This window comes from Pseudomonas sp. PLMAX (assembly GCF_046042685.1).
GTDB classification, from domain to species: domain Bacteria; phylum Pseudomonadota; class Gammaproteobacteria; order Pseudomonadales; family Pseudomonadaceae; genus Aquipseudomonas; species Aquipseudomonas putida_AE.
In genome coordinates, this window is the sequence record NZ_CP064949.1 from 4,586,499 (window position 1) to 4,601,846 (window position 15,348).

Consider the following 15,348-nt stretch of genomic DNA (forward strand, 5'->3'; position numbering starts at 1 on the left):
GAAGTTTCTTGCTTTCCCCATGAAATCCTTTTTGAACTTGCCTTTTCCACTCGTAAAAATACGACAGACGGTAGCCTTGATGGTCGATTGGCAGGGACACTCAGCCGATGACGACCGTACCGGAACGCAAATCTGGAGGCATATTTCCATACCGGGCAGGCTTGCTCATGGCACTCCTGTGGCCACACGGAGCCAGGTGAAATCTGGCACCCACAACCAACCACCTGGCATGCGCACAAACATGCCGCGTCGCACCCCACGCGTAGTATCGAAGCGCGTAAAGCAACGCTGAACCCCTCCATTCCTCACTAAAACAATAAATCGGCCCTCGGGTCGCGGGAGACTTCTGTGCTCAAGAAAAGTGCGTTGGGCTGGCCAAAGATCGCCGGCCTTGGAATTGCGTTGGTGGTGGCCGGGCAGTTTTCCGGCTGGAACTTTGGCCTGGCAGCCGGTGGTTGGTTGAACATGCTGGTCGCCACTTTGTTGATGGCGCTGTTGTGCGGTGGGCTGGCGTTGTGTGTGGCGGAACTGTCCACCGCGTTGCCCAGCGCCGGCGGTGTGTTCGTGTATGCGCAAAGTGCCTTCGGGCCGTTCGTGGGTTACCTGGTCGGGGTGGCCTGTGCGTTGGCCTTGACCATCGGCACCGGCGCGGCGGCGACCTTCATTTGTGCCTATACCGAGTCGATTTTCGGGCTTGGTGGCTGGCCGGTGAAGATCGTCCTGTTCGCGGTAATCATTGGCATCCACCTGCGCGGCGTGGGTGAGGCCATGGGCCTGACGTTCATTGCCGGTGTGATCGCCGTCGTCGCCCTGCTGACCTTCGGCGTGGCCATGGCGCCGCATGTCGAACTGGCCAACCTGCTGGCGTTGCCCGCCAATGTCGCCACCCCGGTCAGCCTCGGCGGCGTCTTCGCCTGCGTGCCTTTCGCGATCTGGCTGTTCATCACCGTCGAGCAGACCGGTTCGGCGGCGGAAGAAGCTGAAAACCCCGGCCGTACGATGCCACGCGGCATTCTTGCCGCCATCGCCACCCTGTTGGTCACCGCGTTGGTGGTGCTGGTGTGCGCACCGGGCGCTGGCGGTGTCGAGTTGGTGGGCTCGGCGGGCGATCCGCTGTACGCGGCGATGTCCAGCAACAGCGCGTTCGGTGCGGACTCGTGGCTGGCCAAGGTGATTGGCTGCGGCGGCGTGTTCGGTTTGATCGCGACCTTCTTCTCCCTGGTTTACGCGGCCTCCCGGCAGCTGTTCGCGATGGCACGCGACGGCCTGTTCCCGCAGTGGCTGGGCAAGACCGGCAAGCGCGGCACGCCCTGGCCGGCGCTGTTGCTGATCGGCGCCATCGGCCTCCCGCTCTCGGAAGTCGATCCGGCCACCGTGATGCTCGCCGTGGTCCTGCTGCTCAACGTCTGCTACCTGTTCATTTTCGGCGCCTACCTGCGCATCAAGCGCAACCAGCCGGACCTGCCACGCCCGTTCACCCTGGCCGGCGGCACAGTCGTCGCCTGGCTGGGCCTGGCGCTGACGCTGGTGGTGATCGCCGCCTGCTTCCAGCTCGACCTGCTGATGCTGATCGCCCTCGGGGTGACCTTCGTCCTGTGCATTTTCAACTTCCTGCTGCGCGCCCGTCGCAGCCCTGTCATCGAGGTTCCAGACCATGCCTGAAGCGACCCTGTTGCAACGCCGTCACCGCGTGCTCGGCAGCGCCTCGCCACTGTTCTACGACAAGCCCCTGCACCTGGTGCGCGGTGAAGGCGTGTGGCTGTTCGACGTCGAGGGGCGCCGCTACCTCGACGTCTACAACAACGTGCCCTGCGTCGGCCACTGCAACCCCCACGTGACCGACGCCATGCACCGCCAGGCCACCACGCTGAACATCCACACCCGCTACCTCGATGAGCAGGTGGTGCGTTATGCCGAGCGCTTGACCGCGACCTTCGGCCAACCGCTGGACACCGCGATGTTCACCTGCACCGGCACCGAGGCCAACGAACTGGCGCTGCGCCTGGCGCGCTATGCCAGCGGCGGCACCGGCATCATCGTCAGTGACTACAACTACCACGGCAACTCGGCGTCGCTGGCCGAAGTCACCACCGCCCTGCCCTCACCGGAACCCTTCGCCGCCCATGCCCGCGCCGTGCCGATCCCCTGCCTGTACCACGCGCCGGCCGGCACCGCCGAAACGCAGCTGGCCGAGCAATACGCGGCCAACATCGCGGCCGCCATCGCCTCGCTGCAGGCCCAGGGCATTCGCCCGGCCGCGTTGCTGATCGATACCCTGTTCGCCAACGAAGGCTTGCCCCGGGTGCCGGCGAGTTTCGTCGCCAAGGCCGCCGAGTTGATCCGCGCCGCCGGTGGCCTGTTCATCGCCGATGAAGTGCAATCGGGGTTCGGCCGCACCGGCGATCATCTCTGGGGCCATCAGGCCCACGGCGTCGTGCCGGACATCGTCACCCTGGGCAAACCCATGGGCAACGGCTACCCGCTGGCGGGGCTGATCACGCACAAAGCGCTGGTCGAGTCCTTCGGCCGCAACGCCATGTACTTCAACACCTTTGGCGGCTCACCCGTCGCGGCGGCAGTCGGCATGGCGGTGCTGGACGTGATCGAGGACCAGCAACTGCTGCGCAACGCGCAAAACGTCGGCGCCTACGTCCAGCAACGCCTGCAAGGGCTGGCAGGCAAGCACTCGATCATCGGCGACGTGCGTGGCAAGGGCCTGTTCTTCGCCATGGAGCTGGTGCGCGACCACGCCAGCAAGGAACCCGCCGGGCTGGAAGCGCGCAAGGTCGTCAATGACATGCGCGAGAACGGCGTGCTGATCAGCAAGATCGGCGCCGGCGACAACATTCTCAAGCTGCGCCCGCCGCTGGTGTTCAGCCGCGAACACGCGGACCTGTTCGTCGACACCCTGGACCACGCCCTGAGCGCAATTTGAGGCCTCTGCCATGACTGAATTCCATACCCTGAACCATGATCAGCAAGTCGCCCGGTTGCACGATCTGGCGCGCCACGCCCTGCAACACTGGGAGGGTGAGTTCGGCGACATTGAACTGGTGAAATACCGCGAGAACGCGGTGTTCTCTGCCCGCCGCCACGACGGCCAACGGGTGGCCCTGCGTATCCATCGCAACGGCTATCACTGCGAAGCGGCGCTGCGCTCCGAGCTGCAATGGATGGAAGCGCTGGAAAGCGCGGGGATTACCGTGCCGCAGATCATTCGCGCCCAGGACCAGCGCCACCTGATCGAAGTGAGCCATGTCGAGATCGGCCAACGCCATGTCGACATGCTCGCCTGGTTGCCGGGCGCTACTGCCGGCACCTCGGAGGCTGGGGTGCAGGCCGACACCGAGATCGACTTTCTGTTTGCCGAGGCCGGCAAGATGGCGGCGCGCATTCATCTGCATTCGGCTGATTGGCAGCAGCCGGACGAGTTTGTCCGGCATGCCTGGGACGAGGAAGGCCTGATCGGGGCGAATCCGTTCTGGGGGCGATTCTGGGAGCTGGAGCATCTGGGCGATGAGCAACGAGACCTGCTGCAACAGGCCCGGCGCACGGCCCGGCGTGACTTGCGGCAATACGGCCGGCACCTGGGCAACTTCGGCATGATCCACGCCGACCTGGTCCCGGAAAACCTGCTGATCGAAGGCCCGCAGTTGCGCCTGATCGACTTCGACGACGCCGGGTTCGGCTGGCACATGTTTGAGCTGGCCACCGCCCTGTACTTCTGTCTCGATGACCCGCGTTATGAACAGATCAAGGCGGCGCTGCTGGAGGGTTACCACGTGCTCAAGCCGCTGACCGAGGCGGATCGACAGACGCTGGCGCTGTTCCTGATGCTGCGCGGCACCACGTACCTGGGCTGGATTCATACCCGCCAAGGGACGCCGACGGCGATTGAAATGGCGCCGATGTTGATTGAGCGGGCGTGCAGGTTGGCTCGGGAGTATCTGCAGGCCTGATCCACCGCTTTCGCGAGCAAGCCCGCTCCCACATTTGGTCCTCGTCGAACACAGACTTTGTGTTCACTGGAGATCGAGTGTGGGAGCGGGCTTGCTCGCGAAGAACGATGACGTGGTCTCAATCAAGCCGCGCTGGCATGCTCAAGGCGATGGAACAAGCGGTTGAAATACACCAGGCTATCGCGCGGCTCCCGCACGCCGACATTATCCAGCTCCACGAACATCACCGAGTGCGAACCCACTTCCTTGCACTCGCTGATCCGCCCCTGCAGTTGCACCAGGGCATCGCGCAGCACCGGCACTTCGGCGGCGCCGTCGTCCCACAGGTCCCAGGCAAAACGTTCAGCCATGGGCACCTGGGTCATGCCGGCGAAGTGCCGGGCCAGCTCTTCCTGCTCGCCACACAGCACGTTGACGCACAGGCGACCGTTGGTGCGGAACACGTCGTGGGTCGCGCTGTTGCGGTTGACGCACACCAGCACCGTGGGCGGCGAGTCGGTGACCGAGCACACGGCGCTGGCGGTTATGCCGCAGCGGCCGCCCGGGCCATTGGTGGTGATGATGTTCACCGCAGCAGGCAGCTGCGCCATGGCGTTGCGAAAGTCGATTTGCTGCTGGCTCAGGTCGGCCATGTCGATGCCCCTTCCTTCAGGAGGACCGCTTTGAAGCGGCCCGTAGGTGATGGAACAAGACTAAGGCTGCGCGCGCGCTGCAACCATTCTGACGATCCCCATGGCGAGGTTGGGTTTCCGCTAGTCGACTAGGTGGTTTCTTTATCGCAAGGGCCGCCGACAGTGGGTATTCTGCTTACAGGCTGGAAAACACACAGCCGATGCGTGCCGCGCGTTCGCGTGCGAAAACAATAATTAGAATTTTCGTGGCAGCCCTGATGCAAACCCGCAAACCGATTGTTTACATCGTTGACGATGACAAGGACCTGCGCACCTCTCTGGCCTGGCTGCTGGAGTCGGTCAGCGTGCAGGCGCAGTGCTTCGCCGGCGCCGATGAGTTCCTCAGCCAGTACGACCCCCAGCAGCCCGCTTGCCTGGTGCTGGATGTGCGCATGCCGGAAACCAGCGGTTTCCAGTTGCAGGAGATCCTCAACCAGCGCGGCAGCACCTTGCCGACCATTTTCGTCTCGGCCCATGGCGACATTCCGATGTCGGTCACGGCGATGAAGAACGGCGCCCTGGACTTCGTCGAGAAGCCCTACAACCCGCAGCAGATGATCGACCGCATCCAGGCGGCGCTCAAGACCGCCGTGCACGCCCAGGCCGACCAGCAACAGCGGCAGAACCTGCAGGGCAAGCTGGCGCTGCTGACCAGCCGCGAGCGTGAAGTGTTGATGCTGGTGATCGATGGCAAGGCCAGCAAGGTGATCGCCCGGGAGCTGAACATCAGCGTGAAGACCGTTGACGTGCACCGGACCAAGATCAAGGAAAAGATGGGCGTGAGCAGCATTGCCATGCTGGTGCGCGAAGTGCTGCATTTGCCGGTGGATGAGCCGGCGCGGCATTGACTATCGAGTACAGTCTCAAAAATCAGGTTGACTGTCCCGCCGCCTTCGCGAGCAAGCCCGCTCCCACATTGGATCTATGTACGACGCGGATCAAATGTGGGAGCGGGCTTGCTCGCGAAGGGGCCAGTAGTCTCAGCATCAATGGCGGGTGTCAGTGCTGGCTGTAGCGCTTGCGATAGGCACCCGGGGACACGCCAAAGCGCGATTTGAAGGCCGACGAGAAGTAGCTTGAATCCGAGAACCCCCAGGCATAACACAGCGCCGAAAGCTTCTGCTCGACATCGCTGCGGCGCAGGTTTTCCGCGCAGAAGTCCAGGCGTCGGTGCTTGATGTATTGCGCCACCACCAGGCCGCGCTTGGAGAACATCCGGTACAGGCCGCGCACGGAAATACCCACTTCACGGGCGATCAGTTCCGGGCACAGTTCTTCGTCGCTCAGGTGCGCGTCGATGAAGGCGATGATCTTGCGGAACTGCCGCTCATGGGAATCGGCAGCGCTTTCACGGGCGCTGATCCCCGGCAGCAACAGGCTGGCCAGGGCGTCGAGCACCGCTTCGCTTTCCTGCATGTCCAGGCCTTCCTGCTGGCGAGTCTCCAGCACCAGCCTGTTGGCCATCGCCGCCAGGGGGCTGTTGGCGCCGATGCGCGTGGCGCAGTTGACCGCGTTGAAGTGCGAACCACGCTCCACCACCTGGCGCGGCAGAATCAGCGACAGCTGTCGGCAATCGTCGTTGTAGATCATGTCGCTCGGGCGGCTGGCGTCGATCAGGGCGATGTCGCCACAGCCCAGTTGCGCGCGGTTGTCGCCCTGCTCCAGGTGCGAGCTGCCGCGCAGCTGGAACACCGCGTAGTAGTGGCCGTCGCTGCTGGTGCTGACGTCCTTGCTGGTGCGATACAGATGCACGTGCGCCATGTCGACCACACTGAGGCTGATCGCGCCGCTGCGAAATTCCGTCAATTGGCCATAGAAGTCGGTGTCCAGCGCCCGGGCGTCGAAACGCCCGCAGGCCTGGTTCACCTGGCTCAACCAACTTTCGAACGCCTCATTGCGCACCGTCGATGCTGTAGTCATGTCCGCAAAGCCTCAGGTTTTTTGTTGTTATTTCTCGACCGCTTCGTCGAGCGGTTCGCTAACACGGTTTTTCTGTAGCCATCACCTCCCTCGATGGCCGCCGGGCGCCATTCAACAGGCTCCGACGTCAGCTTTCCAGTGAAGAAAGCGCTTAGATGTCCAATACCAGACGAGCGGAAAGTGCCCGGGAAACGCAGGCGCAGATCTGCTTGTTGGAGGCTTTTTCCTTGTTCGAAAGGCAGTTGTCGCGGTGCTCCGGCACGCCGTCCAGCACCTCGACGATGCAGGTGCCGCAGATGCCTTCGCGGCATTCGGTGTCGATGTCGCAACCGTGAGCCTGCAGCACGTCGACCAGGCTGCTGTCGGCCGGCACGTGCAGCACCACGCCGGAACTGGCCAGCTCCACTTCAAAACCGCCGGCCGGGGCGCTGTTGGCGGCAGGGTCGGCGGCGAAGTGTTCCAGGTGAATGGCGTCGTCGGAACGGGTGCGCGCGGCCACTTCCACCACTTTGTTCATGAACGGTGCCGGGCCGCAGGTGTAGATGTGCGCCGCAGGATTGGCGTGTTCCAGGCAGGCGCTCAATGCGCCGTCCAGGTCCGCCGGTTCCACGCCGTAGTGGAATTGCACATTGTCGGCGAACTTCGTCGCCAACAGCTCTGTAAACGCCGCGTATTGCGCCGAACGGGCGAAGTAATGCAGGCGGTACGGCTGGCCGCTCTGCGCCAGTCGATAAGCCATGCTCAGCAGTGGCGTCACGCCGATACCGGCGGCGAACAACAGGTGTTCGCGGGCACTTTCATCGAGACGGAACAGGTTGCGTGGCGCCCCCATTTCCAGCTCCATGCCCTCTTCCACCTGCTCGTGCAGCGCGAGGGAGCCACCGCGCGACTGCGCTTCTTTTTTTACCGCCACCAGGTAAGCGCGGCGATCCTCTGGCGGGCTGCACAGCGAGTACTGGCGGGTCACGCCGGTCGGCCCGGTGAGGTCGACGTGGGCACCCGGTTCATAGGTGTCGAGCGGCTGGCCGTCACTGCGCACGAGGCGAAAGGAACGGATATCCAGCGCTTCGTCGACGATCCTTTCGATCTTCACCTTCATCATTGCATCACCTGACTATTTATTTTCTTGTTAAACACAGCCCCCTGTAGGAGCTGGCTTGCCAGCGATGGCGGCCTTCAGTCTTGCATCGCCTATGTTGACGCCTTCGCCGGCAAGCCGGCTCCTACAAGGGTTATTTTCCGGGTTGGACATCAGCGCATGAACAGGCCGCCGTTGACGTCCAGGCACGCGCCGGTTACGGACGTTGCGTTGTCGGCGATCAGCAACAGCACGCTGTCGGCGATGAACGCCGGGTCGCCGAGGGTGCCGGCCGGGATCATTTTCAGGATCTGTTCCAGACGCTCCGGGGCCACGCTTTCACGCACCACCGGCAAGTCCAGGGGACCTGGCGAGATGCTGTTGACAGTCACCCCTTGCGACGCCAGTTCACGGGCGAAGACTTTGGTCAGCGTCGCCACGCCGCCCTTGGCCGCCGCGTAATGGGCGCCGGTGGCGGTGCCGCCGTTCTGCCCGGCCAGGGAGGCGATGTTGACGATGCGGCCAAAGCCACGTTCGGCGAAATGCGCGCCGAACACCTGGCAGGCGACGAAGGTGCCGCGCAGGTTGATCGCCATCGACTCGTCGAACTCTTCGGGCGTGATGTCCATCAGCGCCGCGACTTTCGACACGCCGGCGTTGTTCACCAGAATGTCAGTGCCGCCCCAGTGCGCAGCGAGCAGGTCGCGGGCGCGCTGGAAGTCGGCCTTGCTGCGTACATCCAGCTCGATGGCGACGGCCGTGGCGCCGCTGCCGTCCAGCTCGGCGACCAACGCCTGCACGCCATCGAGGCGCACATCCGCCAGGCCAACGTGATAACCGACGGCGTGCAGACGGCGGGCGATGCACTCGCCCAGTCCGCGGGAGGCACCCGTCACGAGGGCTACTCGACTCATGATGTTGCCCTCACAGAAGGAAGCCGAGCGCGCTCAGGCTGTCAGTAGAGTTGATCAGCCGAACCACTTTTCGCTCCAGGGTCGGCACGCCATCGGTGAAGCGGATGCGGTGGTTCAGGTCGGCCACGAACGGCGTGTGCACCCCGCGCTTGTAGGCGTACAGCAACTGCGCCGAGTTGACTTCGACGATGTCGCCAGCCGCTTCCACCAGGCGGAAACGCGAGACGGTGCGGATGGTTTTCGCCGCGTCCACCGCCGACGGCGAGTAGCCGGCGGTCAGGCGTTCGATGCGCAGGTCACGCATGCGTGCGTCGTCGTAGGCGTAGTTTAGCGTCGCTTCGAAATCCTCGGTGTCCGGATCGATCGGCACGATGTACTTGCCGCTCTCGCTCCACAGGGTCGCCCACTCGGCGTAACTCTTGTGGTCGAGCAGTTCGGCTTCGCGCCAGATGAATTCGATGGCCTGGGCCAGCGGGCCGGAAAAGCCGTTCAGGGTGTCGTGATTGCTCATTGGCTCATCATCCTTTTCCACATGTCGTAGGCACCGCGCATGCCGCCCTCGTCGGTGGCGTGGCTGACCTTGTCGCCGTTTTCAGCGGTGATTTCGCGGTTCAGGCCGCGGTTGACCAGGATTGGCGCGTCGACGCCGGCGTACGAGCCGCGCTGTACGCGGTCCCAGGCTTCAGCATCGTCGGGGCTGCCGAAACCGAACGGGCCCTGGAAGTGTTCGTGAATGCGCATGCGTTCGCGGTTGGCGATTTCCGGGCCGCCGTCCATACCGAGGGCGACGTGACGGATCTCGGTTTCGGTGACCGACACCGGACGCAGCACACGGAAGAACGACATCGACATGGCGATGTTGGGGAACAGGTTCAGGTTGAACCCGGCGCCGTGCAGCGAACGTACAATGCGGCGCACTTGATCCGCCGGCATGGTTTTGGACAGTTCTTCAGTGACGTGGGCGAAGCGTTCCTGCAACTGCTCGGTGCCGTCATCGTGATCCAGATCGACGTGCTCCGGCACCATCACCATCACGCTGTGGCCGTTGCCCAGGGAGTGGGTCACGGCTTGCTCGTCGGTCATGAACGAGAGCATTTCCGAGGTTTCTTCATCCACCGACGACATGAACGACTTGTGCACGATCGGGAAGTGGTAACCGTCGGTGGTGTTTTCCAGCTGGATCTTCCAGTTGCCCTTGAAGCTGAACTTGTGTTCGCCCTGGGTCTTGATCGGGTAACCGGCGCCCTGCTTCATGAACAGGTCCATCCAGTGTCTGGCGCCGCCGAGGAAGTCTTCCAGCGGTTCGATCTCGTCGTTGTAGCTGGCGAAGACCATGCCGGCGTAGCTTTCCACGCGCAGGCTGGTCAGCGGCAGTTCGGATTTCTCCAGGATGCCTTCGTAGCCATCCGGATACGGCAACGCGCGCAGCTTGCCGTCCAGGCCATAGGACCAGCTGTGGTACGGGCAGGTGAAACCGGTGGCGTTGCCCTTGTGCTTCTCGCACACGGTGGCGCCACGGTGGCGGCAACGGTTTTCCAGCACGTTGATGTTGTTCTTCTTGTCGCGCACGACGATCACCGGGCGACGGCCGATGGTGGCGGTCTTGAAGTCGCCGCTGTTGCGCACTTCGCTTTCGTGGGCAACCCACACCCAGGTGCGGTAGAAAATCTTCTCGAGCTCGGCTTCGAACAGCGCCGGGTCGTTGTACAGCGAGACGTCGACGCGGTCATGCTGGACCAGGTCTTCGGGGCTTTTCGACGTTGCGATCAGCCGGTATTCATGAGTGCTCATGCGGTTCTCCTCATGGCTTCTTTTTATGATTGATTAGTTGAGGCTTGCAGCTGCGCACCGAAGGCGCAGACCAGTTCGTCCTGACCTTTGCGACCGACGATCTGCAGGCCGACTTTGAGCCCGCCGCAATCGAGTTCCACCGGCACGCTCAGCGCTGGGTGGCCGCTGAGGTTGAAGGGGCGCACCAGCGGAGTCATACCGGCGACGGCCTTGCTGCCGCTACGCGCTTCACTCAGCGTGGGTGGCAGGCTTGGCATCGTCGGCAGCAGCAATACGGCAAAGTCTTCCAGCGCCGCGTCCACTTGTTGGGTGAACGCTGTGCGCACGGCTTCGGCCTGGGCCAGCTCGTCACGCGTAGTGCGGCTGGCCACCAGCAAGCGTGTTTCTACATCGGAGCCAATCAGGCCCTTGCCGGTCAGGTGGCCGAACGCTGCCCAGTTTTCGAAATTGATCACGGTCAGGCCGGCGGCGAATGCAGCTTCGAATTCGCTCAATTGCAGGTGGCTGCGGCGCCAGCCCGCGCGGTCGGCGGCAGCACCGAGGCTGGCTTGCAGATGCGCGTCGCAGGCCACGTCGAGGAAGCCGACCCTGGCACCGTCACCGGGCAAACCTTGCACGGCGAAACCCGGACAAATCACCTGCATGGCGGCGATCAGGTCGTCCATGGTCCTGGCGAACGGCCCGACGCAATCGAGGCTGGATTCCAGCGGATGTGCGCCAACACGACTGACCCGACCGTAAGTCGGCTTGAGCCCGGCGATGCCGCAGCAGGCCGCCGGCACCCGCACCGAACCACCGGTGTCGGTGCCGATGGCGATATCCGCCAACCCGGCCGCGACCGCCGAAGCGGAACCGCTGGACGAGCCGCCAGGAACACGATCCGGCGCTTGCGGATTGATCGGTGTGCCGGTCCAGTCGTTGATGCCGGTGACGCCAAAGGCCAGTTCGTGCAGGTTGGTCTTGCCGACGATCTGCCAGCCGGCGTTGAGAATCGCATCCACCACTTCGGCGTTTTTTGTCGCCGCCGGTGCATCGGCAAAGGCACGGCTGCCCGAGCGGGTCGGATGGCCGGCGATGTCGATGGAGTCCTTGATGGCGACGCGCTTGCCGTTGCCCCCGAGGAGGAATTCGCTGATGAAAGTATTCATGCATTCAGCTCCGTGTTGAACAGCCGTTGCGTACGGAAATGCGCGATCAGCCAGGTACCGTCGACACAGCGGAAATCGATGTTCAGGCGGGTGCCGAACAGCTCGTTGCGGCCATCGGCGTAGGTGGAGATCTGCTGCATGATCCACTGCCCTTGCGCCGTGCTGCCGTCGACCACGATCGATTCGCTGGTGAGGTAATGCAGGTTCAACCGGAAGTGGTCCGATGGCGGCAGGTAACCACCGACAAAGGCGGCCACTGCTTCACGTCCGCGATGTTGGCCAAACGTCTGCGCAGTGGAACTGCCTACGCCTTCCCAGATCGCATCGACGGTGAACAACCGGGCCAACTCACTGACTTCAACCACCGCCCTCGGCACATCGCACAGGTCCATGTAGCGCGCCATCAAGCGGCGCACTACGCTTTCCCCTTCGAGTGTCTGAAGACGCTGCAGCAAGGCCTCGTTCATGGCTTACACCCTGGCCGCATCAGGGATGGTCAGCGGACGACCGATGCGCGCTTCGATCTTCGCGTAGCGCCACAGGCTGTACTGGCCGACCGGCGTGGTGCGGAACAGGTTGCAGGCGTCGATCACCGACTGGTGGCAGTCGACGTCGGCCATGATGTACACGGTCCAGGGCGAGGTGGTCGACGGGCCGACCATCAGGCGGTCGTCATCCATGGCGCCGAGCACGGTGATGCCGGGCATGGCACCGAGGTCACCCATCATCTGGCTGAAGCCTTTCCACACGCTCAGGCCTTCGCCGGTGGGCAGGTCGAAAAAGTTCTGGGTGATGCCGATGCAGAAGACGACGCGCAAGGGTTCTTGAGTGGTCTGGGTCATGAGTGTCGATCCTTTTGAAATAGAGAATTCAGATGTAGCCCGGGAACGGCGGTACGCCGAGGAACACCGAGCCGGCGCCGTCGTACAGCCCTTCGCTGAGGAAGGCGTGCTGGGTCACCACCATCGAGTCGCGCAGGTAACGCTGCAGCGGATGGCGCAGGTAAATGGCAGTGGTACCGGCCAGGCTGTAGGCGCTCTGCACCACGGCGGCACCGGCCTGGGACACGTGGATGGCGGACAGGCGCAGCAGGCTGGTCTGCTCCGGCGTGACCGGGTTGCCCGCGAGGATCGAGTTCCATACCTGTTCGGTGGCGTTGTAGAAGAAACCGCGCGCAGCACTGAGCTTGGCTTCAGCCTTGGCGATTTCGATACGCACGTAGGCGCGGTCGGATAATTTCGGCGCGCCGGTGATACCCGAACCGCCAGCCATGCGGCTGATTTCATCCAGTGCAGCACGGGCCAGGCCCAGGTTGACCACCGCCAGCACTTGCGCGGCGTAGGCAATCGACGGGTAGCGGAACAGCGGCTCATCAATGGTTGCAGCCCCACCCCGGATAAAGGTCCAGCGCTCGTCGACGCGCTTGTCGGTGACGCGCAAGTCGTGGCTGCCTGTGCCCTTGAGGCCAACCACGTCCCAGTTCTCGACGATCTCTACCTGGTCCGGACGCAATACCGCTGTGCGCGGCTTGCCGCCTGCGGCACCGATGCCCACACCCAGCAGGTCGGCGCCTTTGCAGCCGCTGGCGAATTTCCAGGTGCCGTTGACCTGATAGCCACCCTCTACCACCTCGGCCGGTTGCAGCGGAAACAGGCCGCCGGCAAAGACCAGGTCAGGGCTTTGCGAATAGAGTTCGGCCAGGGTTTCTGCTGGCAAAGCGGCAAGATAGACGCCGGCGCTGCCGAAGCTCGCGACCCAGCCAGCGGAGCCGTCGGCTTCGGAGATGCGCTCGATCATTTGCAGAAACTTTGCCGGGGCCAGGGCGTCGCCGCCGTAGCATTTCGGCGTGGCGGCGCGGTAGATGCCCACCTGCTTGAAGCGCTCGATCATGTCCCGTGGCACGTGGGAGCCGGCGTCGAAATCGTCGCGGCGTTGGCGTACTTCTTCCAGTACCTGCGCAAAGGCCGGGCTGTCGACGACATTCTCGTCAACGCCGATCGTTGCGTCTTGTTGCACGACCGCTGAACGCAGCATGGGCTTTCTCCGTTTTTCTTATTGTGTAGGAGCGAGCTTGCTCGCGATGGCCGACCAGACACCGCGAGCAATCAGGCGGCCCGCGTCATCGTTGACGCTTTTCGCGAGCAAGCTCGCTCCTACAGGTAATGGGTGGTGGTCACCCTTGCATTGCGGTCCAGTGTAAAAACCGCATGCCGGCGCAACTATTGGTGCGTGCAGCTCCCCGAATAAAGAAAACCCCTAGATGCCCACCGGTTACCTCTGAGCGCATCGCGCTGTGCGAGCAGGTATAAAACGCCATACTGCAAATCTCTGCCGCCAAGGGCCGTGCGATGTACTTGCCAAAACCAAACGATTTTTATGCGCTGATCGAAGCCATGCCGCTGTGCATCATTCTTCACGATGCGCAGACCAAGGAAATTCTCTGGGCCAACGCTGCCGCCCTGGCGGCGCTGGGTTTTACCCTGGAGGAACTGACGCCGCTCAAGGCCCCGGACATGACCCGCGACGCACCGAAGTATCGGCGCTCGGTGGGGCTGCGCTGGCTGGAAGGCGCCGCGCGCACCGGCCAGCGCGCCATCGAGTGGTGCTATCGCTCCAAGCAAGGCGTCGAGATTCTTTCCGAGGCGGTGGCGACCCTGGTGCACCTGGACGGTCGCGATGTGCTGATGGTGCAGTTTCGCGACATCTCCAAGGAGGACAGGGTCAAGCGTGACCTCAAGCGTTTCGAAAGTCGGCTCAAGGCTTTCATGCAGGACTTGGCCGAAGGCGTGGCGGTGCTGGGCCCCGAGGGTGATATCCGCTTCATCAGCGATTCCGGCGCGCATTTGCTCGCTAGCGAAGTGCACCAGCTGATGGGCAAGAATTTTCTCGGCTGGTGCGACGACGCTTCACGCCAGCGCCTGTTGCAACAGCTCGCCAACGAAACACCGGAGCACGCGCCGTTCAGCGTTCACTACAAAGTGCAGCGGCGCGACGGCGAGTGGCGCTGGCATGACGCAACCTGCCGCTACATCGAGATTGAGGACGATCTGGTCGGGCACCTGCTGTTGTTCCGCGACGTCACCGAACAGGTGCAGGCCGAAGAAGCGCGGCGGGTCAGCGAGCAGAAACTCGAATACCTGGCGCGCTACAACGCCATGGGCGAAATGGCCGTGGCCATCGCCCATGAACTGAGCCAACCGCTGGCCGCCACGCGCAATTTCATCGAGGGCGCGGTGATTCGCCTGGGCAACGCCGCCGATGCAGATCAGGGCGTCGCCTGGGGTCTGCAGAATGCCGTGCGGCAGATCGAGCACGCCTCGGTGATCATCAAGAGCGTGCGCGATTACGTAGTGAAACTGGAGCAGAGCGAAGAGCTGATCGACCTCAACGAGTTGCTGCGCGAAACCCGCTACTTCATCAGCCTGCGGGCCGACCCGAGCCTGGTGCGCGTGGACGTCATCACCTCTCCCGAGCCGCTGCGGGTGAGCTGCGAGAAGGTGTTGATTGGCCAGGTGATCCTCAACCTGGCGTTCAATGCGATCGAAGAAATGGCCGACCTCCCCGTCGAACGCCGTTTGCTGCGCATCCATGCCCGCGCCGACAACGGCATGGCGCTGGTGAGCATCGAGGACAGCGGCCGCGGCATCCAGGCCCAGGCGCAGGAGAAGCTGTTCGACGGTTTCTTCTCGTCCAAGGTCAGCGGCAACGGCATCGGCCTGGCGCTGTGCAAGAACATCATCGGCCGTCACCGGGGCGATATCTGGGCGCAAAACCTCAAGCCTTGCGGTGCCGTATTCAGCTTTTCCCTTCCCCTGGCCACCCCCGGCCCCCTGTAGGAGCGAGCTTGCTCGCGAAAAACGTCAGGAC

At 63.3% G+C, this 15,348-nt stretch carries 15 protein-coding genes; 5 read left to right on the forward strand and 10 right to left on the reverse strand.

The window, feature by feature from the left end:
* The first annotated feature begins 348 nt into the window (after positions 1 to 348).
* From DKB71_RS20760 to DKB71_RS20770, 3 genes are read left to right on the forward strand one after another with little or no spacing between them, the layout of a single operon-like run.
* Complete coding sequence (locus DKB71_RS20760) at positions 349 to 1,662, forward strand: amino acid permease (protein WP_408597101.1); 1,314 nt, start codon at positions 349 to 351, stop codon at positions 1,660 to 1,662.
* Entirely contained in the window at positions 1,655 to 2,935 is a 1,281-nt protein-coding gene (locus DKB71_RS20765; RefSeq protein WP_408597103.1) for an aspartate aminotransferase family protein, read from the forward strand. Before DKB71_RS20760 ends, DKB71_RS20765 begins: the two co-directional genes overlap by 8 nt.
* A gap of 10 nt (positions 2,936 to 2,945) precedes the next feature.
* Positions 2,946 to 3,959 carry a phosphotransferase enzyme family protein gene (locus DKB71_RS20770; protein ID WP_408597105.1) on the forward strand — a complete coding sequence of 338 codons (1,014 nt, stop codon included), beginning with the start codon at positions 2,946 to 2,948 and terminating at the stop codon, positions 3,957 to 3,959.
* 122 nt (positions 3,960 to 4,081) lie between these two features.
* Here DKB71_RS20770 and hpaC read toward each other — a convergent pair whose 3' ends face one another.
* Positions 4,082 to 4,591: a 4-hydroxyphenylacetate 3-monooxygenase, reductase component gene (gene hpaC / locus DKB71_RS20775; protein ID WP_323629087.1), complete on the reverse strand. Its 510-nt coding sequence runs from the start codon at positions 4,589 to 4,591 to the stop codon at positions 4,082 to 4,084.
* 257 nt (positions 4,592 to 4,848) lie between these two features.
* On the opposite strand from hpaC, the gene DKB71_RS20780 reads away from it, so the two are divergent.
* Entirely contained in the window at positions 4,849 to 5,478 is a 630-nt protein-coding gene (locus DKB71_RS20780) for a response regulator transcription factor (RefSeq protein ID WP_274076163.1), read from the forward strand.
* A gap of 151 nt (positions 5,479 to 5,629) precedes the next feature.
* On the opposite strand, the gene feaR is transcribed toward DKB71_RS20780, so the two are convergent.
* The 9 genes from feaR to DKB71_RS20825 form a co-directional block, all read right to left on the reverse strand.
* Complete coding sequence (feaR, locus tag DKB71_RS20785; protein WP_408597108.1) at positions 5,630 to 6,550, reverse strand: transcriptional regulator FeaR; 921 nt, start codon at positions 6,548 to 6,550, stop codon at positions 5,630 to 5,632.
* A gap of 151 nt (positions 6,551 to 6,701) precedes the next feature.
* Positions 6,702 to 7,652 carry a PDR/VanB family oxidoreductase gene (locus DKB71_RS20790; protein WP_408597110.1) on the reverse strand — a complete coding sequence of 317 codons (951 nt, stop codon included), beginning with the start codon at positions 7,650 to 7,652 and terminating at the stop codon, positions 6,702 to 6,704.
* Between the two features lie 149 nt (positions 7,653 to 7,801).
* Entirely contained in the window at positions 7,802 to 8,542 is a 741-nt protein-coding gene (locus DKB71_RS20795; protein WP_408597112.1) for an SDR family NAD(P)-dependent oxidoreductase, read from the reverse strand.
* 10 nt (positions 8,543 to 8,552) lie between these two features.
* Complete coding sequence (locus DKB71_RS20800; RefSeq protein ID WP_408597114.1) at positions 8,553 to 9,053, reverse strand: aromatic-ring-hydroxylating dioxygenase subunit beta; 501 nt, start codon at positions 9,051 to 9,053, stop codon at positions 8,553 to 8,555.
* Positions 9,050 to 10,333, reverse strand: a complete 1,284-nt coding sequence (locus tag DKB71_RS20805; RefSeq protein WP_274076158.1) for an aromatic ring-hydroxylating dioxygenase subunit alpha — start codon at positions 10,331 to 10,333, stop codon at positions 9,050 to 9,052. Before DKB71_RS20805 ends, DKB71_RS20800 begins: the two co-directional genes overlap by 4 nt.
* Before the next feature lie 23 nt (positions 10,334 to 10,356).
* Positions 10,357 to 11,481, reverse strand: a complete 1,125-nt coding sequence (locus tag DKB71_RS20810; RefSeq protein WP_408597116.1) for an amidase — start codon at positions 11,479 to 11,481, stop codon at positions 10,357 to 10,359.
* Entirely contained in the window at positions 11,478 to 11,948 is a 471-nt protein-coding gene (locus DKB71_RS20815) for a nuclear transport factor 2 family protein (protein WP_408597118.1), read from the reverse strand. The genes DKB71_RS20810 and DKB71_RS20815 overlap by 4 nt, the downstream gene beginning before the upstream one ends.
* A gap of 3 nt (positions 11,949 to 11,951) precedes the next feature.
* Complete coding sequence (locus DKB71_RS20820; RefSeq protein WP_046816379.1) at positions 11,952 to 12,323, reverse strand: hypothetical protein; 372 nt, start codon at positions 12,321 to 12,323, stop codon at positions 11,952 to 11,954.
* Positions 12,324 to 12,351: 28 nt separating this feature from the next.
* A complete protein-coding gene (locus tag DKB71_RS20825; RefSeq protein WP_408597120.1) occupies positions 12,352 to 13,515 on the reverse strand; it encodes an acyl-CoA dehydrogenase family protein in 1,164 nt (387 codons plus the stop codon).
* 314 nt (positions 13,516 to 13,829) lie between these two features.
* Here DKB71_RS20825 and DKB71_RS20830 point away from each other — a divergent pair, with 314 nt between their 5' ends.
* Complete coding sequence (locus DKB71_RS20830) at positions 13,830 to 15,317, forward strand: sensor histidine kinase (protein ID WP_408597122.1); 1,488 nt, start codon at positions 13,830 to 13,832, stop codon at positions 15,315 to 15,317.
* Positions 15,318 to 15,348 lie beyond the last annotated feature (31 nt).

Coding starts and splice junctions, on each gene's coding strand:
- DKB71_RS20765 (WP_408597103.1), top strand. CDS start 1,655: ATGCCTGAAGCGACCCTGTTGCAACGCCGTCACCGCGTGCTCGGCAGC.
- DKB71_RS20770 (WP_408597105.1), top strand. CDS start 2,946: ATGACTGAATTCCATACCCTGAACCATGATCAGCAAGTCGCCCGGTTG.
- hpaC (WP_323629087.1), bottom strand. CDS start 4,591: ATGGCCGACCTGAGCCAGCAGCAAATCGACTTTCGCAACGCCATGGCG.
- DKB71_RS20780 (WP_274076163.1), top strand. CDS start 4,849: ATGCAAACCCGCAAACCGATTGTTTACATCGTTGACGATGACAAGGAC.
- feaR (WP_408597108.1), bottom strand. CDS start 6,550: ATGACTACAGCATCGACGGTGCGCAATGAGGCGTTCGAAAGTTGGTTG.
- DKB71_RS20790 (WP_408597110.1), bottom strand. CDS start 7,652: ATGATGAAGGTGAAGATCGAAAGGATCGTCGACGAAGCGCTGGATATC.
- DKB71_RS20795 (WP_408597112.1), bottom strand. CDS start 8,542: ATGAGTCGAGTAGCCCTCGTGACGGGTGCCTCCCGCGGACTGGGCGAG.
- DKB71_RS20800 (WP_408597114.1), bottom strand. CDS start 9,053: ATGAGCAATCACGACACCCTGAACGGCTTTTCCGGCCCGCTGGCCCAG.
- DKB71_RS20805 (WP_274076158.1), bottom strand. CDS start 10,333: ATGAGCACTCATGAATACCGGCTGATCGCAACGTCGAAAAGCCCCGAA.
- DKB71_RS20810 (WP_408597116.1), bottom strand. CDS start 11,481: ATGAATACTTTCATCAGCGAATTCCTCCTCGGGGGCAACGGCAAGCGC.
- DKB71_RS20815 (WP_408597118.1), bottom strand. CDS start 11,948: ATGAACGAGGCCTTGCTGCAGCGTCTTCAGACACTCGAAGGGGAAAGC.
- DKB71_RS20820 (WP_046816379.1), bottom strand. CDS start 12,323: ATGACCCAGACCACTCAAGAACCCTTGCGCGTCGTCTTCTGCATCGGC.
- DKB71_RS20825 (WP_408597120.1), bottom strand. CDS start 13,515: ATGCTGCGTTCAGCGGTCGTGCAACAAGACGCAACGATCGGCGTTGAC.
- DKB71_RS20830 (WP_408597122.1), top strand. CDS start 13,830: ATGTACTTGCCAAAACCAAACGATTTTTATGCGCTGATCGAAGCCATG.